This is a genomic window from Photorhabdus sp. RM71S (genome assembly GCF_042879355.1).
Lineage (GTDB): Bacteria > Pseudomonadota > Gammaproteobacteria > Enterobacterales > Enterobacteriaceae > Photorhabdus > Photorhabdus kayaii.
This window is the reverse complement of sequence record NZ_JBHFKV010000045.1, coordinates 15,831-34,831: the sequence shown is the minus strand read 5'-3', so window position 1 is coordinate 34,831 and position 19,001 is coordinate 15,831. Positions and strand designations below refer to the sequence as shown.

The window sequence follows — 19,001 nt, the reverse complement described above, 5'->3', positions numbered from 1 at the left end:
TTCGGTCAGTTGTGTATAGGCCATAGTGCATTTTCCTTTGGCGAGAAAGATGCCTACTATAGCAACTGACCGCCCTTCTGAAAAATTGCACTTATTAGTCGAATCTGCCATCAACTTAAATATATTTAAAGATTATTTAATCCAATTCAATTTTTTAATCACAAGAATAAAATTATGTAAAATATAGTTAAAAACGCAAAAACGAATTATCATCACACCATAAATTAATAGTAGCAACACTGTATTTATTGATTATATTAAGCTCTATCACAATATAATTATTTAAATTTATTTTACTAATAGATAATTTCGATGAAGACAAATACTCAAGCGATGGAATTGGGGTATTAGGAATACGTTGGAGACTACAAATAAAAGATTATAAAAGAAAGAGCAAAGACAATGCTAAACATAACACAACAATTAACATAAGTAGCTGTTCTGTCACATACGATAATACCGATGATCTTCTCAAACAATATCATATGGCAAAAAATCATTTTGGCTAAAAATAATAAATGGAGACAGATTCGGCTGATAAGTACAATTTTTCAGAAAGTCAGGTAGTTGCTATAATAGCATCTTTCTTGCCAAAGAAAAATGCACTATGGCCTGTCCTATTTGTTGCCATTGATTAAAGAAAAGATACACAATAATAGAGACAACAACCCTATAAGAATATATTGACATCAGGACAACCATTCTGACCTAGGGAAAAGCCGTTCTGGTGTTATTAATAAATACGAAAGTCTCCCTGTTTTTATCACTGTCTGGCACCAAAAAAATAGAACCATCAATATTCAGCGAATAGAGATCACAAAATTTACACCTACCAGTGATGACAACTCTGCTCAAAAAGAGCTTGGTAGCAAAGCCGCCAAGCTCTTTCGGCAATCAAATTAAGGGCACAGGAAGACACAGGTTAAGCAATCATCGAATCATGTTTTTTTCAGCCTGTCTTCTAATTTGATTGCTCACATCGCTTCTACTTACCGACTAACAAACAATTTAGGGATTTCCCGCAAACACCAAGACTTAGCTTCCCCCATGCTGTCTCGTCGCCATGCCATAATGACATTTGTGTCATGGCTATATTCAGAACTAATCACCCGTAAACGACCCTCTGCAATATCTTGTTCCACCATAGGATAAGGCATGGTAGCAACGCCCAACCCAGCCAAGAGAGCACGGCGTTTATCTTCCAGAGAACTGACTGTCAAACGCTGTTGTTTATCTAACAATTGAACCGTCAATACCGGGCGCTCCCTCGCTGTATCCGCCACAGCAATACCACGATACTTCACCCTCGTGACATCGGACAAAGGCTCTGGCTCCTGATGTATAGGGTGATCAGGGCTGGCGACATAAACATTGGTAATGCTGTAAAGCTGACGTGAATTAATTTCTGCCGATGCGCGAAAATGCATATCTGGTGCAATAACAATATCCGTCCGACCAGTTTCCAACCTCTCCCATGCACCAGCCAAAACCTCAGTCAATAAAGAGAGCTGAGTATTCGATTTTTGAGCAAGCTTACCTACTAACGGGAATAATGAAGAAGCAGGAACCAACGCTTCACAAACAATTGTCAGGTGAGTTTCCCAGCCTCTCGCTAACGCTTCTGCATCAGCCGTTAATTTATCAGCAGCTTCAAGCAATTGACGTCCACGCTCAAGCAACATGCGACCGACATTGGTGAATTTAGTTCTGTGACCCGAACGGTCAAACAGCACCACATCCAGCTCCTCTTCTAATTTTTGCATCGTATAGCTAAGTGCAGAAGGAACACGACCAAGCTCATCAGCGGCCGCAGCAAAACTTCCCCGCCGGTCAATCGCATCCATGACCCGGAGAGATTCCAGTGTAAGCGCTCGTTCTTTGCTCATATTTTTCTCAATCAGGAAATTTGAATATGCTGACCAGATTAACTGGCTAACATTTCGCCGTCCAGATAATTACTATCCTTAGTGTGTGTTTTTTTAAGGTAACCACCATCATGATTATAAATAGAACAGCAAAACAATGTGGGAAAGCTGACTATGGTTGGCTACAGGCTCGTTATACATTTTCATTTGGTCACTATTTTGACCCAAAGTTTTTAGGTTATGGCGCGCTACGTGTACTCAATCAAGAAGTCATCGCCCCCAAAGCCGCTTTCCAACCTAAATCCTATCCACACGTGGATATATTGAATATTATTCTACAAGGTGAAGCAGAATACCGTGACAGCGAAGGCAACTACATCAGAGCGCGCAAGGGAGAATGTTTGCTATTTTCTGCCCGTCAAGGCATCAGCTACAGTGAACATAATGCCAGTACTAATAAGCCACTGACGCGCTTGCAGCTTTGGCTGAATGCCTTTCCTCAGCAGGAAAGCTTACCATTGCAACGAATGGAATTACCAGAACAACCATTGGCTATGCTAGCTTCTCCAACCGCAGAAGATGGCAGTATGCAATTACGTCAGCAAGTGTGGGTAAATTATATTTTCCTTAATAAAAATCAATCTCATCATCTGCAATTGAAGGGAAAAAATGCCTATCTGCAATCCCTAAACGGAAATATAAAAATAAGAGGCAATTCTAAGGATAACAATTTAATTAAATGCGGAGATGGCGCTTTTATTCATGAAGAAAGTCGTCTGGTTTTAAAAGCAGATACGGAATTCCAGGGGCTGTTAATTGATCTGGCTGCTTAAAAAAGTGAAAGCCCCGTCAGATTCCAATCTAACGGGGCTAAATTTGTGAAGTTGACCGATAAGCCGGGTTCTGTCGTGGACAATCATTCATCTAGGCCAGCACTTACGCACTGGCTCAAGCAGCCTACCCGGGTTCGATACGGGCCGTACCTAATGAACCCCTATTTGGCCTTGCTCCGGGTGGAGTTTACCGTGCCACGGACTGTTACCAGCCGTGCGGTGCGCTCTTACCGCACCCTTTCACCCTTACCTGATCCTACATTAAATAGGCCATCGGCGGTTTGCTCTCTGTTGCACTGGTCGTGGGCTTTCACCCCCCAGACGTTATCTGGCACCCTGCCCTGTGGAGCCCGGACTTTCCTCTCCTCTACCCATCGTCCAAAGGATTAATGGTAAAGCAGCGACTGTCTAGTCAACTCCGCGGCGGATTATAAGAGGTTTGTCCAACGATGTATAGGCGTTTACTGATAATCTGCCCTGTTTATCAGCAATTGCCATTATTCTTCGTTCTGTCCCAACCCATGACGATAAAGCGCATTTTTCTTCACACCATGAATCTCTGCCGCCAATGCCGCTGCTTTTTTCAATGGCAGTTCTTGTTGAAGAAGCGCCAGTGTTCTTAATGCCCCTGGAGGCAAAACATCGTCATCCGGTTTTTTATAACCTTCAACGATCAATACCATTTCACCACGGCGACGGGTTTCATCTTCCTTAACCCACGCCAAAAGTTCACCTACTGGCATCCCTTGAATGGATTCCCAAGTTTTTGTTAATTCCCGTGCCAAAACGATGTAACGTTCAGTTCCCCACACCTCAACCATATCTTCTAAACTTTCGATCAGACGATGAGTGGATTCATAAAAAATTAATGTGCGTGGCTCCTGTTGCAAAGCCCGTAAAGTATCTGTCCGACTTTTACGCTTTGCGGGCAGAAATCCTTCGTAACAGAAACGATCTGATGGCAGACCAGCAGCAGACAAGGCGGTTATCGCCGCACAAGGCCCTGGAAGTGGGACAACATGAATACCAGCTTCACGGCAACGGCGAACCACATGATAACCAGGATCATTAATCAAGGGCGTTCCTGCATCAGAGACTAATGCAATACTTTGCCCTTGTTGGAGTTTTGTAATTAATTGATCTGCTTTCTGCTGTTCATTATGATCATGAAGTGCGAACATGCGTGCATTAATGGCAAAATGTTGAAGCAACAAGCCAGTATGTCGCGTATCTTCGGCTGCAATCAGATCGACATGCTCAAGAACTTCAAGCGTACGCTGAGTGATATCACCCAGGTTTCCAATGGGGGTTGGTACAACATATAGCGTGGATGTCGTAACCACTGCTCGATTAGGTTGATTCATTGTTTCATCCGAATGGCCGATTTAAAATTGAGCATCTTTGAAAAAAACATCGCTGGATACAGTATGCTTTCCTCAATTTTTGTGCGTATCAAAACTGGTTTAGTCTGTTCAGCTATGCTGGCAGTCATGATCATCGCAGGATGTACCGTACCTGATCAACAGGGGCGACAACCTTCGCAAACTCAGGACAAAATCAGTACAGAAATCGCCCGTTATCAATCCATCATTGATGCCGCCCATGGCGAACCTTCTCTTGATGTCATCCGTGCTTATATCGCTCAAGAACCACTTGTGAAAGAAAGTGCGGCTCGTCAAAAAAATATTGATGATACCTGGCAAATGCTGACCCGTCTTTCACCACAAGAGCGCCGTGGATTGGTCATCAACGCTGATGAAAATGTTCTGCAAGGCTGGCTGGACTTACTCAGTGCCTATCAGGATAACAAACAGGACTCCGACAAACTACAGGCAGCTATCCGTGACTGGAAAATTCGTTATCCACAAAACCCTGCCGCACAGTCACTCCCAACTCAGTTACAACAGGCAGCCATCCAACAGCAAGATACGAATATCCGTATTGCTCTGTTCCTGCCATTAAGTGGTCAAGCAAAAGTATTCGGTGAAGCCATTCGCCAAGGTTTTCTTGATGCTCAGGCCGGTTTACCCAGTCCATCATTACCAACAGAAAACCCGGAAAATTTATCTATAGCAGACAACGATAGCGCGTCAGATAGCATGGTTTCTACCGATATGTCCCCTAGTGAAGTGGCGATCATAGACTCAGCAAGACCAACCACTCAAACAACACCTGTCATAGCCAATGCACCAATTAACACACAACAGGTCAAAATCTATGACACAGCCAGCCAGCCATTGGAAAACTTATTCATTCAGGCTAAGCAGGATGGTGTGAATTTAGTTGTCGGGCCGTTACTTAAGCCAGATGTGGTTAAACTCGTTCAGATAGATACTGCATTAAACATGCTAGTACTAAACGAGTTAGACAATGCTCAACCACACTCTAATATCTGCTATTTTTCTTTGTCACCAGAAGATGAAGCGAAAAATGCTGCGGAACATATTTGGCAGCAACAGAAACAGAATCCTCTGATTTTGGTCCCCAGAGGGACTTTTGGTGATCGCATTGCCAAAGCCTTTGCACAGGAATGGCAAAAACAAGGGGGACATGCTGTTCTGCAACAAACTTTTGGCTCTTCCGCCGAACTGAAACAATTAATTAATAGAGGTACCGGTATTCGCTTGACCGGAACAGCCGTCAATGTCACAAGCAATCAACCTACATCAATCGCTATTGGTGATCTGGAAATCCCCCAGATAAACACCGATGTCGTTCCTACTTCTACTGGCGGCTCAGTGGATGCAGTTTATATTGTTTCTACCCTGGATGAACTGACGCTAATTAAGACAATGATTGATATGGCAATCAGCTCCCGCGATAAGCCCGCCCTTTACGCAAGTTCCCGCAGTAATCAGGCTGGCGTTGGTCCCGATTTCCGCCTGGAGATGGAGGGAATGCAATTCAGTGACATTCCCTTAATCGCCGGTGCTAACTTGTCACTGATGCAGCAAGCAGCCAGTAAATTTACAAATGATTACTCTTTGATGCGCCTTTATGCTATGGGTATTGATGCCTGGTCATTAGCAAATCAATTCAGTCAAGTTCAGCTTCAAAGTGATTTCCAACTCAATGGTGCTTCCGGGGTGCTGTCTGTTCAAGAAAACTGCACCATTTTCCGACAGCTCTCATGGATGCAATATCATCAAGGCCAAATCACGGCTATTTAGCAACTTGCCGCTTGCTACCAAGCGGCCTTTCAATTCAAATGACTCATTTCAGAATGAAAATAAAAAAGCAGGATGAAAATAAAAAAGCTGACAAGTTATCTGCTAGGACGCAACTATGAAGCGCAGGCAAAGTTGTTTTTACAAAAACAAGGATTATCTTTTATCGCCGCAAATGTGAAAGTTCACGGTGGTGAAATTGACCTGATTATGAAAGACAAGCAAACTTGGGTCTTTATTGAAGTCCGTTTTCGCAAATCAGGACAATATGGAGATGCATTGGTGACAATCACCCGTAGCAAGCGTAAAAAATTATTACACGCTGCCGCAGTATGGCTGTTTCAACGAGGTGAATGTTTTGAAACCTCTTCTTGTCGCTTTGATATTTGTGCTATTACTGGTCAACAATTTGAATGGTTGCAAAATGCCTTCAATCAAAATGAGTTTACTCGTTAAAATGATACTGAGTAGGTTATAAACGTGCTGGATAGAATTAAAGTCTGTTTTACAGAAAGTATTCAAACTCAGATTGCAGCCGCAGAAGCATTACCTGATGCTATCTCGCGAGCGGCAATGATGATGGTTCAGTCATTACTGAATGGTAATAAAATCCTTTGCTGTGGTAATGGAGGCTCAGCAGCGACTGCCCAACGGTTTGCTGCCAATATGATTAACCGGTTTGAAACTGAGCGCCCAAGCCTGCCCGCATTGTCACTTAATGCAGACAATGTGGTCATCACTGCGATTTCAAGCAATAAACAGCATGATGAAATTTATGCTAAACAGGTACGGGCATTAGGTCAGCCAGGCGATGTGTTATTAGCGATTTCTACACATGGTAATAGCCGTGATATTGTCAAAGCCGTTGAAGCCGCTGTAACCCGCGATATGACAATTGTCGCCCTTACTGGCTATGATGGTGGTGAGCTTGCCGGCTTACTCGGGCCACAAGACGTAGAGATTCGTATTCCATCTCATCGCAGTACCAGAATTCAAGAAGTTCATATGCTAACAGTTAACTGCTTATGTGACTTAATCGATAATACACTTTTTCCCCATCAGGATGACTAAGGAGCCAATAATGCGATTTTTCTCCCTATTAGCTACGATTTGTGCTGCTGTAATATTACAAGGATGTATTGGTGCGGTCGTGGTCAGTTCTGCTGCCGTAGCGACTAAAACCGCAACCGATCCCCGAACTATTGGTCAACAGGTTGACGATAGTACTCTCGAAGCCCGTGTTAGTAATGCGCTTAACAAAGATAAGCAGCTCAAAGAGCAAACCCGTATTATTACCACTGCCTATCAAGGAAAAGTTTTACTGACAGGTCAAAGCCCAGACTCAAGCCTTTCAGACCGTGCTAAACAGATAGCCTCGCGTGTTGATGGAACACACACCGTTTACAATGAAATTCGTCAGGGGAAACCTGTTGAATTAGGTACTGCTTCTAAGGATACCTGGGTTACAACTAAAGTACGCTCAAAAATCCTGGCTAGTGACTCGGTTAAGTCTTCTAACATAAAAGTCGTTACGGAAAACGGCGAAGTCTTTTTACTGGGCATTCTGACCAAACAAGAGGGTAACGCCGCAGCGAAAATTGCCAGCGAAACTAACGGTGTTAAACGGGTAACAACCGCATTTACTTATTTGAATTAAATATATTGATTGAAAGTGATGACACGATAAATCGGTCAAACATTCAGGTATCAGGCCGCGTCATTTTTTGGCGCTGGCGTTTTACCCTTTTCATCATCCCACGTCAAACTGAATAACCTCTCATTCTTCCTTCAATCATTTTTCTTTTCATTAACCCATTTTTTTCAAGATAACTCACCCCGCCCAACAACCGCATTTGCCGCAAAATCCATTGCTGACGCTGTAAGACATAAGCCGAAGGTGAGTTAACTTTATAGCGGTGTGGATTAGGCAATACAGCAGCAAGTAAAGCGGCTTCTGATGCCGTCAATTTACTGGCTGATTTATGAAAATAGCGTTTAGATGCCTCTTCAACACCAAAAATGCCATCACCAAATTCTGCTACGTTAAGGTAAACCGTCAGAATTCTACTTTTTGACCATCCCAGTTCAATAGCAAAGGTCATCCCGGCTTCCAACCCTTTTCTTACCCAGCTACGTCCGTCCCACAAAAATAAATTTTTGGCCGTTTGCTGAGAAATCGTTGAAGCTCCTCTGAGTCTTCCAGAATTATTTTGGTTACGCGCAAGTACACTTTCGATAGCATCAAAGTCAAATCCCCAATGCTGTGGAAATTTTTGATCTTCCGCAGCAATAACAGCCAATGCGATATTTGGCGATATTTGTCCTTGCCCTACCCAGTTAGAATGAGATACATAAGAAAAATTAACTGATAACCAAGCGCTAATCTGGCGTTCAACCATAACCATAGAAAAAGGCACTGGCAAAAATGAAAATGCAACAACAGAAACTATCCATAAGATAGTAACTGAGATTACGATTTTTTTAAGCCAGTACCATAAAAATTGAAAAGGATTTCGCATCCAGTTACTCAGTCATTTCCAATACTTTTCTGACAAGTTTATCAATTCCCACTTCTGCCTGAGAAATAGATTCAGCAAGCATGTAGGCTGGTGTTGTCACAATTTTGTTTTCTAAATCAACAACAACATCATTTACCTCACAAACTATATGGACACCCCCCATTGCTTCTACTTGAGCAACCGTTTCAGGATCATTGCCGACCGTTAGTTTCACCGGTTTATTAAGTAATTTTGGCAACATAACAGGCGCAATGCACATAAATCCCATCGGTTTATGTTGCTTATGCATAGCCCTTACCAAACTTAATAAATCCTTATTTATTTCGCAATCAACTGTCTTAACGGCAAAGTCACATAAATTCTTTGCAACACCAAATCCCCCAGGAATTATCAGGGCATCAAATTCATCGGCATTTGCTTGTGATAAAGGCTTAATTTTTCCCCTTGAAATACGGGCAGATTCCTGTAGAACGTTACGTTCTTCGCCAATTTCTTCACCGTTAATATGATTAATAACATGAAGTTGTGGTTCGTCAGGCGCAAAAAAGCTCGTTTTAACACCTAAACGGTCTAAAGAAAGCAGAGTTAATACTGACTCATGAATTTCGCTACCATCGAATACACCACATCCACTTAAGACAACCGCAACTGATTTCATACCTCACTCCATTTGTAGTAGATTATTGCTTAACCCTTTAGGGGGTTAAACACCAATCTTCATCACAGATTTTAATGAATCTTGTAACAAAAAATCTTATCTTTGCTATGTTGGTACTTGTATGATGTATGGAGAATTCCTCATTTACTCGCCGCAACCAAATATTAGATAGGCGTGTAAAAAGTTTTCCCTGGTGTTGGCGCAGTATTCGCGCACCCCAACCTCGGTTGGGGTTATTTTTTTTCAGCGTCCGTCAACCATTCTCCCAAAATTTCCGTATCGTTTCTCCATTCTTGCTTTAACTCATCAACCCATTCCTGAACATTATCCCACCATGCAGGTAAATCAGGTGATTGAATCTGCTGGGCCAGTTGCTGTAAATGACGCAATCCAACCGATCCCGCAGCACCTTTTATCTTATGCGCTTCCTCCGTAATGCCTTTCTGGTCTTTAGCTGTCATGTTTGAATCCAGAACAGATAAGTAACCCGGCATCATCTTTTCAAACACACTCAGACTATTGCGAATCAATTGAGGCCCAACGAGCTCGATGTATTGGTTAAGCATTTCTGTATCAAGTAAATCTTCACCTTTTTTCACCAATCCTGACTCCTCTTCTTCCGGCTGCATATGATGCACAGACTGTTCCCCCCAATATTGTTCAATAATGGCGGTTAACGCATTCACAGAAAGCGGCTTACTCAACACACCATTCATACCTGCATCCAGATACTCTTTTTTGTCTTTTAAGACATTTGCTGTCAGTGCAATCAGCGGGGGCAGATCCTTTTTGGCATATCGCTGACTTAATTCCCGGGAGATATCTAACCCGGTCATATCGGGTAGCTGAATATCAAGCAGTACCAGATCGAACTCTCCTGGCTTAAACACTTCTAGCGCATCTTTACCATTCATAGCGACTTCCACGCTGTTACCCAATTTCTCCAATACAGAGCGAGCAACAATCACATTCAGCTCAATATCTTCTACCAATAAGATATGCAACGCTGGAAGTGGATAATCTTCTGTATCTTCTTTGCATAAAAGATTCTCCTCCATAGCCGGTGCAATGATAGACAGTGTAAATCGAGAACCTTGTCCCGGCTCACTTTCCACCACAATATCCCCTCCCATACTTTGAGCCAAACGTTTGGATACCGCCAATCCAATACCGGTTCCCGTTGCTGGACAACCACCATGACTGCCTTTCACTTGATAATACATCGCAAAAATCTTCTCCAGCTCATCATGTGGGATACCAATCCCCGTATCTGTGACTTCAAACAGCAAACGTTCTCCCTCTTCGTACCAGATTCGAACAGTAATCTCACCTTTTTGCGTAAATTTCACCGCATTGCCAATCAAGTTCCACAGAATTTGGCGCAAACGAGTACCATCTGTCATGATTCTGGCAGGCAGTGGCAGTTCTGGGTTCATTACAAATTTAATATCTTTCGGTTGCACCAGCAGCCCAGAGAGGTTTTCCAGATCGGATATAAAACCGGTAAAATCAATTGGCTGATTATCAATTTGCACTTTACGCCGTTCAATTTTATCCATTTCAATAATGTCATTGAAAATATTACCAAGCGTGATGGCACTGACATGAATCGTTTTCAGATAGTCATTTTGCTCAGATGTCAACTCAGTATCGAGCAGAATACGGCTCAAACCAACAATGCCATTTAAAGGCGTACGAAGCTCATGGCTAATCGTTGAGATAAAAGTGGTCTTATCCCTACTTGCATTCTCCAAAGCGTCCTGATAACGCTTACGTTCCGTTATATCGCGCCCAAATCCCATAAGCCCATGTCTTTTTCCTACCCGATCATAAAAAGGGACTTTCCGAAGCTCAAAACAGGCTTTTCGACCATCGGGATAAACTAGCCATTGTTCATAAGTGAGCGCAACATTATGACGGAACACTTTTTCATCGGTTTTCATTACCTTGCGAGCAACCTCTTTGTCATAAACATCATTTGGCGTCAGCCCGACAAGTTGTTTCTGGCTTTTACCCGTCAGCAATTCCATCGCCCGGTTACAACCAGAAAACTCATTATTTTCATTACGGTAATAGACCAAATCAGGAGAAGCATCGAGAAAAGATTTCAACAATACAGATTGTTGTTCCAATTCAATCTGCGTCTGCTCACGGTGTTTCATCTCTTCTTTGAGTTTATCCAACAATATCAGATGAGCCTGCTCAGCTTTTTCTCTTTCTGAGATCTCCTGATTAAGCTTAATAATGTTGTCTTTTAATTGCTGATTAAGTTCCCGATCACGCTGACGCATAACTTCCAACTTTTCAACTAATTTAGATAATCGCTGACGGGACTCTTCGAGCTGTTCAACAACAACCGAAAGAAAATAGACAGCCCAAGGTGTAATCAACAAACCAAAAAATATTGAGCGAACTAAATCAATACTTTGCACTCCTCCCTGAAGCAGAAAAGTGACTACCATCTGTACACCCATAGCAAGAACGACCAGTGCAGATGCAAGCAGTAATGAAAAGCGCACTAGCCCCAATTTCATCATTAAATCAACATAATATTGGGCCAGGCCCCTGAGCAGCTTCATTTCATAAAGACTCCCGTTAAATATGACCATTCCGGATCATACCGTAAAAAACCGGCCACTTCGTTGAAGGAATAACAGAAATTGTTGACCTGGTAAAACAATAGTATTATTTAATAGTTTTAGTTATGACTTCCCAAACATTATTCTGGCTTTTTACTCCTGCCGGTCTTTCCGCACAATCTAAGCATGAATAAATAATCAAACACATTGATAAAATAAGCATAAAATTCTTTTTTACTCTTTTAATACCCCAAAAAGATAAAACTTTATTCTCATAAAGAAACAAAAATACATATTAATTCCATAAAGTTAGCATTAGTAAGATTTTAAATCTAATAAATAAAAGTTTAACAGCATATACAAAACAGATATTACACTAATATTAGTGATATAAATCACATTAAAATCCTAACATGATCTATATCACACAACACTAATGTTAATTTTTCTACTTATAAATCATAGCATTAACTTTATTTATCACCTGTCCTGACCTTATCCCTGTGATATTTGACCTGATTTATATTTCTAGTTAACTTGGAAAGTCACTGGAAATCATCTGTCAGATTCTCATCTGAACCATAATTATGCAGTGACACAATATCATTTAAGTCACCACCTGTTTATCACAAATAAACAAGTGGTGGTTGATTGAGGGCGCAATTCAGACGCCAGTAAAAAATATTAATCTCACAAATGTCTGTGAGTTTCTGTGAGAGTCGGACAGAACCTCGGGAGGTTCACACTATGCTATATAACAAATCTCAAGAAAAGGATAACTGTGGCTTTGGACTGATAGCCCATATTGAAGGGGAGCCAAGCCACAAAGTAGTACGTACCGCTATCCATGCCCTGGCCAGAATGCAACATCGTGGGGCAATCCTGGCAGATGGCAAAACCGGTGACGGTTGTGGTTTATTGTTGCAAAAACCTGACCGCTTTTTTCGGATGGTCGCACAGGAGCAAGAGTGGCATTTAGCCCGCAATTACGCCGTCGGTATGCTATTTCTCAGCCAAGATCCTCAGATTGCACAACACTGCCGGGCAATCATCGAACAAGAGCTACAAAATGAAACCCTGTCAGTCGTTGGCTGGCGTGAAGTCCCCATCAACAGTGATATTCTGGGCGAAATAGCCCTTTCAAGCCTCCCTCATATTGAACAGATTTTTGTTAATGCTCCGGCTGGCTGGCGTGCACGTGATTTAGAACGCCGCTTGTTCGTTGCTCGCCGACGAATAGAAAAACGCATCAATGACAGCGACTTTTATGTTTGCAGTTTGTCTAACCTAGTGACTATCTATAAAGGGCTGTGCATGGCGGCAGATTTGCCCCGTTTCTATCCCGATCTGGCTGATTTACGTTTGGAATCGGCAATTTGCCTATTCCATCAACGCTTTTCAACCAATACCGTCCCGCGCTGGCCATTGGCACAACCTTTCCGCTATCTTGCCCATAACGGTGAAATAAACACCATCACCGGTAACCGCCAGTGGGCACGAGCAAGATCCTATAAATTCAAGACACCACTTATTCCCGATCTGCACACTGCGGCCCCTTTTGTCAATGAAACAGGGTCAGATTCCAGCTCGCTGGATAATATGCTGGAACTGTTTCTCAACGGCGGAATGGATTTAATCCGTGCTATGCGATTGCTGGTTCCTCCCGCATGGCAAAACAATCCTGATATGGATGAAGATCTGCGGGCTTTTTTTGATTTCAACTCTATGCACATGGAACCGTGGGATGGCCCCGCAGGTATCGTTATGTCAGATGGACGCTACGCTGCCTGTAATCTGGATCGTAATGGCTTGCGCCCAGCCCGTTATGTTATCACCAAAGATAAGTTGATCACCTGTGCTTCCGAAGTCGGTATCTGGGATTATCAACCGGATGAAGTGGTGGAAAAAGGGCGAGTTGGTCCCGGTGAACTTATCGTGATTGATACCCGCCAAGGCCGTATCCTTCATGCAGAAGAAACAGACAATGACTTGAAAAGCCGCCATCCCTATAAAGAATGGATGGATAAAAACGTCAAGCGTCTGACCCCATTCGAAGAATTACTGGAAGATCAAGCGGGTCATCGGGATCTGAACGATCAATCCTTAGCGGTCTATCACAAACAATTTGCCTACAGCAACGAAGAGCTAGATCAAATCATCCGTGTCCTGGGAGAGAATGGTCAGGAAGCAACCGGTTCAATGGGAGATGATACGCCGTTTGCCGTCCTTTCCAGCCGCCCACGGATTATTTATGACTATTTCCGCCAGCAATTTGCTCAAGTCACTAATCCTCCAATCGACCCACTACGCGAAGCACATGTTATGTCTCTCACCACCTGCATCGGGCGGGAGATGAACGTATTTTGTGAAGCAGAGGGACAGGCACACCGATTAAGTTTTAAATCTCCTATTCTGCTCTACTCTGACTTTCATCAATTAATAACGCAGCAAAGTCCACACTATCGCGCAGAACAATTAGACTTAACTTTCAATCCACAAGAAACCAATCTGCAAAATGCCTTGTTTGCATTGTGTGATCAGGCTGAACAACTCGCCAGAGATGGTGCGGTATTATTGGTATTATCTGACCGCAACATTACGTCGGAGAAGTTACCTATACCAGCTCCTATGGCTGTTGGCGCTATTCAACACCGTTTGGTAGAAAAAAGCCTACGCTGTGATACCAACTTGATAGTAGAAACAGCGAGTGCCCGTGATCCACACCATTTCACTGTACTACTGGGATTTGGTGCAACAGCGATTTATCCCTACCTGGCTTATGAATCCCTCGCCAAAATGGTCGATAATGGCACAATTAATAAACCTTATGCTGATGTCATGCTTAACTACCGCAATGGTATCAATAAAGGGTTATATAAAATCATGTCGAAAATGGGCATCTCGACTATCGCCTCCTATCGCTGCTCTAAACTATTTGAAGCTGTCGGCTTACATTTCGAATTAACTGAATTCTGCTTCAATGGCGTCGTCAGCCGAATTGGCGGTGCTAATTTCAGCGATTTCGAGCAAGATCTGCAAAACTTATCTAAACGTGCATGGCTTGCTCGTCAACCACTCGATCAGGGCGGATTGCTGAAATATGTTCATAACGGCGAATATCACGCTTATAACCCAGATGTTATAAGCACTTTACAGTCTGCGGTTCATAGTGGCGAATATAACGATTACTTGAAATATTCTCGTCTGGTTAATCAGCGTCCAATTACCACAATCCGTGATTTGCTGGCGATAAAAACAAAAGGTGAACCTCTACCTATTGAAGAAGTAGAACCTGCCGAAGAGCTGTTTAAACGCTTTGATACCGCAGCGATGTCGATTGGAGCATTAAGCCCGGAAGCACACGAAGCTCTGGCTGAAGCTATGAATACGCTAGGTGGTTTTTCCAACTCCGGCGAAGGTGGAGAAGATCCTGCACGTTATGGAACAAAAAAGGTTTCCCGTATCAAACAAGTTGCTTCCGGTCGGTTTGGTGTGACACCTGCTTATCTGGTCAACGCTGATGTGATTCAGATTAAAGTCGCGCAAGGTGCTAAACCCGGAGAAGGTGGGCAATTACCGGGTGATAAGGTAACACCGTACATTGCAAAACTGCGTTATTCCGTACCCGGCGTAACACTTATTTCTCCACCACCACATCACGATATTTACTCTATTGAAGATTTGGCTCAGTTGATTTTCGATCTAAAACAGATCAACCCCAATGCGCTGATCTCAGTAAAACTGGTTTCAGAACCCGGTGTTGGTACTGTTGCCACTGGCGTTGCCAAAGCTTATGCCGATTTAATTACTATCGCAGGCTATGACGGCGGTACCGGCGCCAGTCCATTATCATCAGTGAAATATGCAGGATGCCCGTGGGAATTGGGGCTGGTGGAAACCCAACAAGCGCTAGTTGCTAACGGATTACGTCATAAGATCCGCTTACAAGTTGACGGCGGGTTGAAAACAGGCGTAGATATTATTAAAGCGGCCATTCTTGGCGCTGAAAGTTTCGGTTTCGGTACTGGGCCAATGGTTGCCCTTGGATGCAAATATCTGCGTATTTGCCATCTTAATAATTGTGCAACCGGGGTTGCCACTCAGGATGAGAAATTACGTCGCGACCACTACCACGGATTACCTGAACGGGTAATGAATTATTTCCGCTTCATCGCCCGTGAAACCAGAGAAATCATGGCTACATTGGGTGTCAAAAATCTAACTGATTTAATAGGCCGAACTGACCTGTTGGAAGTACTGGAAGGTATTTCAGCAAAACAGAGCAAACTCAATCTTGATCCGCTCTTGGCAACCGCAGACCCCCATCAGGGCAAAGCCTTATATTGCACTGAAAGCAATCCGCCATTTGACGACGGAACAATGAATAAAAACTTACTGGCTCAAGCTTCCAGCTATATTGAGAAGCAACAAAGTAAAACTTTCTATTTCGATATCCGTAATACCGATCGTTCAGTGGGCGCTTCCCTTTCCGGTTTTATCGCTGCTCGATATGGTAATCAGGGGATCGCCGCGGCGCCCATAAAAATTCATTTCAATGGTACTGCCGGTCAAAGTTTTGGCGTCTGGAATGCCGGCGGTCTGGAGCTGACACTCATCGGTGATGCCAATGATTATGTCGGTAAAGGTATGGCTGGCGGTCGCATTGTCATACACCCTCCTGTAGGTTCTGCTTTCAAAAGCCATCAGGCAACCCTCATTGGCAACACATGTCTCTACGGTGCAACCGGAGGCAAGCTGTTTGCAGCCGGGCGAGCAGGAGAACGCTTCGCCGTTCGTAATTCAGGTGCTATCACGGTTGTGGAAGGTATCGGAGATAACGGCTGTGAATATATGACAGGAGGTATCGTCTGTATTCTCGGACGCACTGGAATAAATTTTGGTGCAGGAATGACCGGCGGCTTTGCTTATGTCCTGGATGAAAATGATGATTTCCGCAAACGGGTTAACCTAGAGTTGGTTGAAGTACTGGCAGTAGATGCCTTAGCTATCCACGAAGAGCACTTGAGAGGGCTTATCACTGAACACGTCCACCTGACAGGCTCCCAACGCGGTGAAGATATTCTTGCTAACTGGCAACAGTGGCTGAGCAAATTTGCGCTTGTGAAACCAAAATCCAGTGATGTGAAAGCCCTATTGGGACATCGCAGTCGTTCTTCCGCAGAGTTGCGAATTCAAGCGCAATAAGGAGCCAAGATGAGCCAGAATGTATATCAGTTTATCGACTTACAACGCGTCGATCCGCCTAAAAAGCCGCTGAAAATCCGTAAAATAGAATTTGTGGAAATCTATGAACCATTTTCAGCAAATCAGGCACAGACACAGGCTGATCGCTGCCTTTCTTGTGGTAACCCTTATTGCGAATGGAAATGTCCTGTTCATAACTACATTCCCAATTGGCTTAAACTTGCCAATGAAGGACGTATTATGGAAGCGGCTGATTTATCTCATCAAACAAACAGCCTGCCGGAAGTTTGTGGTCGTGTTTGTCCACAGGATCGCCTTTGTGAAGGCGCTTGCACTCTGAATGATGAGTTCGGTGCAGTAACCATTGGTAATATTGAACGCTACATCAATGATAAAGCGATTGCTATGGGCTGGAAGCCCGATATGTCACAAGTTCAGCCAACGGGCAAACAGGTTGCGATTATTGGTGCAGGCCCTGCTGGGCTAGCTTGTGCTGATGTATTGACTCGTAATGGCGTACAAGCCGTTGTTTTTGATCGTCACCCGGAAATCGGTGGATTACTCACCTTTGGCATACCGGCGTTTAAACTGGAAAAAGAGGTCATGATACGCCGCCGTGAAATTTTCTCTGAGATGGGAATTGAATTCCGGCTCAATACTGAAATAGGCAAAGATATTGCCTTATCTGAACTGACTGAGCAGTTTGATGCGGTATTTCTTGGTGTAGGAACCTATCAGTCAATACGTGGGGGGCTGGCAAATGAAGATGCTGATGGTGTTTATGATGCTCTGCCATTTCTGACTGCCAATACCCGGCATTTGATGGGTTATCCCGCCCTACAATCGCAACCTTTCATCAATATGCAAGGTAAGCGGGTCGTGGTGCTTGGCGGCGGCGATACTGCAATGGATTGTGTCAGAACGGCTATTCGCCAAAAAGCAGCTTCAGTTACCTGTGCTTATCGTCGTGACGAAATCAACATGCCAGGCTCTCAGCGTGAAGTCAAAAATTCCAAGGAAGAAGGTGTAGAATTTCTGTTTAATCTGCAACCGGTCAGGATTGAAATCAACCATTCAGGTCAAGTTTGTGGCATAAAAATGGTACGGACTCAATTAGGTCAACCTGATGAGAATGGACGCCGCCAAGCTGAAATTATCGCAGGTTCGGAACACCTGCTTAAGGCCGATGCAGTGATCATGGCATTTGGCTTTAAACCACATACCATGAACTGGCTAAGTGATCACCAAGTAACCTTGGATAAACAAGGACGCATTGTCGCACCAGAGTACTCAGACACTCCCTTTCAAACTAGCAATCCGCAGATATTTGCTGGTGGAGATGCTGTTCGTGGCTCAGATCTCGTTGTAACCGCAATTGCCGAGGGGCGTAAAGCCGCGCAAGGCATTCTTGATTATCTCAATATCTAATCAACCAAGGGAGCTTTTCAGCTCCCAACTCTTTCTATCATCAGTTCGATAATTTATATTAATTGAATTACTCTTACACAAAAAACAAGTGTATTTAATGAACATTCCACACTTATTACTGTCATACATAATATTTTGGAATATTCATTCTCATTAGTGTGGGTTTTAAATAAAATATTCTAATTAACCGACACAAATATCACGATGCTTATTCAACTATAAATACTGGAAATATTAATGAAGCTAATAAAAACCTTAACTTTATTATCTCCAATGCTGTTTATCAGTCATACAGCACTTGCTTTATCACAGCCCTTAACATCTGAAAATATTAATAAAGAAATTATGAATAGAGGTACCAATTCTGTAGTGGCAGAATTAGGTGAAATAGGAGCCAAACAAGAAATCACTCACAACATTTCTACTGGTGATAGTAAATGGATAAAACTGGCTTTTAAATTAACGCAAAGCATACACCTAGGTTTTGCCAAAGAAGTTCGCTACGCATTATCCCTAGCATTAATTAATAATCCTGTTGAAGTCCTTGCTAACGTAGATAAAGAAAACAATATATCATTGGCTGATATCTGCACAATCCCACCAGAACTGGGGACCAGAGAGAATAAAATAGAATTTGTAGATAAGGTTAAAAAGAGCTTAGGCGCTATCACAGATTCCAAAGCTAAAAATAGAGCAGAAGATTGTTTTTGGGAATTAGAAAAAGCCTACAATACAGAATTCTAATCA

General features: G+C 43.1%; 12 protein-coding genes, 1 other RNA gene and 1 pseudogene. 8 read left to right on the top strand and 6 right to left on the bottom strand.

The genetic code is table 11. The annotated features are described in order from the left end of the window. Window positions 1-989: 989 nt before the first annotated feature. Window positions 990-1,886, bottom strand: coding sequence for a LysR family transcriptional regulator (locus tag ACGF5R_RS19185; protein ID WP_112878872.1), 897 nt, complete (start codon window positions 1,884-1,886; stop codon window positions 990-992). Window positions 1,887-1,996: 110 nt separating this feature from the next. On the opposite strand from ACGF5R_RS19185, the gene ACGF5R_RS19180 reads away from it, so the two are divergent. Further along, window positions 1,997-2,698, top strand: coding sequence for a pirin family protein (locus ACGF5R_RS19180; protein ID WP_112878873.1), 702 nt, complete (start codon window positions 1,997-1,999; stop codon window positions 2,696-2,698). A gap of 43 nt (window positions 2,699-2,741) precedes the next feature. On the opposite strand, the gene rnpB is transcribed toward ACGF5R_RS19180, so the two are convergent. Beyond that, an RNA gene (rnpB, locus tag ACGF5R_RS19175) (RNase P RNA component class A) lies at window positions 2,742-3,118 on the bottom strand. Between the two features lie 77 nt (window positions 3,119-3,195). Continuing rightward, window positions 3,196-4,062 (bottom strand): 16S rRNA (cytidine(1402)-2'-O)-methyltransferase, encoded by an 867-nt coding sequence (rsmI, locus tag ACGF5R_RS19170; protein ID WP_387692234.1) that lies wholly within the window; start codon window positions 4,060-4,062, stop codon window positions 3,196-3,198. Window positions 4,063-4,125: 63 nt separating this feature from the next. Here rsmI and ACGF5R_RS19165 point away from each other — a divergent pair, with 63 nt between their 5' ends. The 4 genes from ACGF5R_RS19165 (at window position 4,126) to dolP (ending at window position 7,522) form a co-directional block, all read left to right on the top strand. Then, on the top strand, window positions 4,126-5,868 hold the full coding sequence (locus ACGF5R_RS19165; RefSeq protein WP_112878894.1) for a penicillin-binding protein activator: 1,743 nt from the start codon (window positions 4,126-4,128) through the stop codon (window positions 5,866-5,868). Window positions 5,869-5,940: 72 nt separating this feature from the next. Further along, a complete protein-coding gene (locus ACGF5R_RS19160; RefSeq protein WP_112878875.1) occupies window positions 5,941-6,321 on the top strand; it encodes a YraN family protein in 381 nt (126 codons plus the stop codon). Between the two features lie 24 nt (window positions 6,322-6,345). Further along, window positions 6,346-6,936 (top strand): DnaA initiator-associating protein DiaA, encoded by a 591-nt coding sequence (gene diaA / locus ACGF5R_RS19155; protein WP_112878876.1) that lies wholly within the window; start codon window positions 6,346-6,348, stop codon window positions 6,934-6,936. Window positions 6,937-6,946: 10 nt separating this feature from the next. Further along, window positions 6,947-7,522 carry a division/outer membrane stress-associated lipid-binding lipoprotein gene (gene dolP, locus ACGF5R_RS19150; RefSeq protein ID WP_112878877.1) on the top strand — a complete coding sequence of 192 codons (576 nt, stop codon included), beginning with the start codon at window positions 6,947-6,949 and terminating at the stop codon, window positions 7,520-7,522. A gap of 103 nt (window positions 7,523-7,625) precedes the next feature. Here the strand turns inward: dolP and mtgA are convergent, their stop codons facing one another. From mtgA to arcB, 3 genes and pseudogenes are all read right to left on the bottom strand, one after another. Next, complete coding sequence (mtgA, locus tag ACGF5R_RS19145; protein WP_112878878.1) at window positions 7,626-8,384, bottom strand: monofunctional biosynthetic peptidoglycan transglycosylase; 759 nt, start codon at window positions 8,382-8,384, stop codon at window positions 7,626-7,628. 4 nt (window positions 8,385-8,388) lie between these two features. After that, a complete protein-coding gene (elbB, locus tag ACGF5R_RS19140) occupies window positions 8,389-9,042 on the bottom strand; it encodes an isoprenoid biosynthesis glyoxalase ElbB (RefSeq protein WP_112878879.1) in 654 nt (217 codons plus the stop codon). Between the two features lie 187 nt (window positions 9,043-9,229). Beyond that, window positions 9,230-11,621, bottom strand: a pseudogene (gene arcB / locus ACGF5R_RS19135) (aerobic respiration two-component sensor histidine kinase ArcB); the annotation flags it as partial. Window positions 11,622-12,368: 747 nt separating this feature from the next. On the opposite strand from arcB, the gene gltB reads away from it, so the two are divergent. The 3 genes from gltB to ACGF5R_RS19120 all read left to right on the top strand — a co-directional run bounded on the left by gltB (window position 12,369) and on the right by ACGF5R_RS19120 (window position 18,998). After that, on the top strand, window positions 12,369-16,826 hold the full coding sequence (gene gltB / locus ACGF5R_RS19130) for a glutamate synthase large subunit (RefSeq protein WP_387692232.1): 4,458 nt from the start codon (window positions 12,369-12,371) through the stop codon (window positions 16,824-16,826). A 9-nt stretch (window positions 16,827-16,835) separates the two neighbouring features. Then, complete coding sequence (locus tag ACGF5R_RS19125) at window positions 16,836-18,254, top strand: glutamate synthase small subunit (protein WP_112878882.1); 1,419 nt, start codon at window positions 16,836-16,838, stop codon at window positions 18,252-18,254. Between the two features lie 237 nt (window positions 18,255-18,491). Beyond that, window positions 18,492-18,998, top strand: coding sequence for a hypothetical protein (locus ACGF5R_RS19120; protein ID WP_162120482.1), 507 nt, complete (start codon window positions 18,492-18,494; stop codon window positions 18,996-18,998). The last annotated feature ends 3 nt before the right edge of the window (window positions 18,999-19,001 follow it).

What these genes read in the sequence shown, in the direction of transcription:
- ACGF5R_RS19160 (WP_112878875.1), top strand. Translation starts at nt 5,941, where the DNA reads ATGAAAATAAAAAAGCTGACAAGTTATCTGCTAGGACGCAACTATGAA.
- ACGF5R_RS19125 (WP_112878882.1), top strand. Translation starts at nt 16,836, where the DNA reads ATGAGCCAGAATGTATATCAGTTTATCGACTTACAACGCGTCGATCCG.
- elbB (WP_112878879.1), bottom strand. Translation starts at nt 9,042, where the DNA reads ATGAAATCAGTTGCGGTTGTCTTAAGTGGATGTGGTGTATTCGATGGT.
- mtgA (WP_112878878.1), bottom strand. Translation starts at nt 8,384, where the DNA reads ATGCGAAATCCTTTTCAATTTTTATGGTACTGGCTTAAAAAAATCGTA.
- ACGF5R_RS19165 (WP_112878894.1), top strand. Translation starts at nt 4,126, where the DNA reads ATGCTTTCCTCAATTTTTGTGCGTATCAAAACTGGTTTAGTCTGTTCA.
- rsmI (WP_387692234.1), bottom strand. Translation starts at nt 4,062, where the DNA reads ATGAATCAACCTAATCGAGCAGTGGTTACGACATCCACGCTATATGTT.
- dolP (WP_112878877.1), top strand. Translation starts at nt 6,947, where the DNA reads ATGCGATTTTTCTCCCTATTAGCTACGATTTGTGCTGCTGTAATATTA.
- gltB (WP_387692232.1), top strand. Translation starts at nt 12,369, where the DNA reads ATGCTATATAACAAATCTCAAGAAAAGGATAACTGTGGCTTTGGACTG.
- ACGF5R_RS19180 (WP_112878873.1), top strand. Translation starts at nt 1,997, where the DNA reads ATGATTATAAATAGAACAGCAAAACAATGTGGGAAAGCTGACTATGGT.
- ACGF5R_RS19185 (WP_112878872.1), bottom strand. Translation starts at nt 1,886, where the DNA reads ATGAGCAAAGAACGAGCGCTTACACTGGAATCTCTCCGGGTCATGGAT.
- ACGF5R_RS19120 (WP_162120482.1), top strand. Translation starts at nt 18,492, where the DNA reads ATGAAGCTAATAAAAACCTTAACTTTATTATCTCCAATGCTGTTTATC.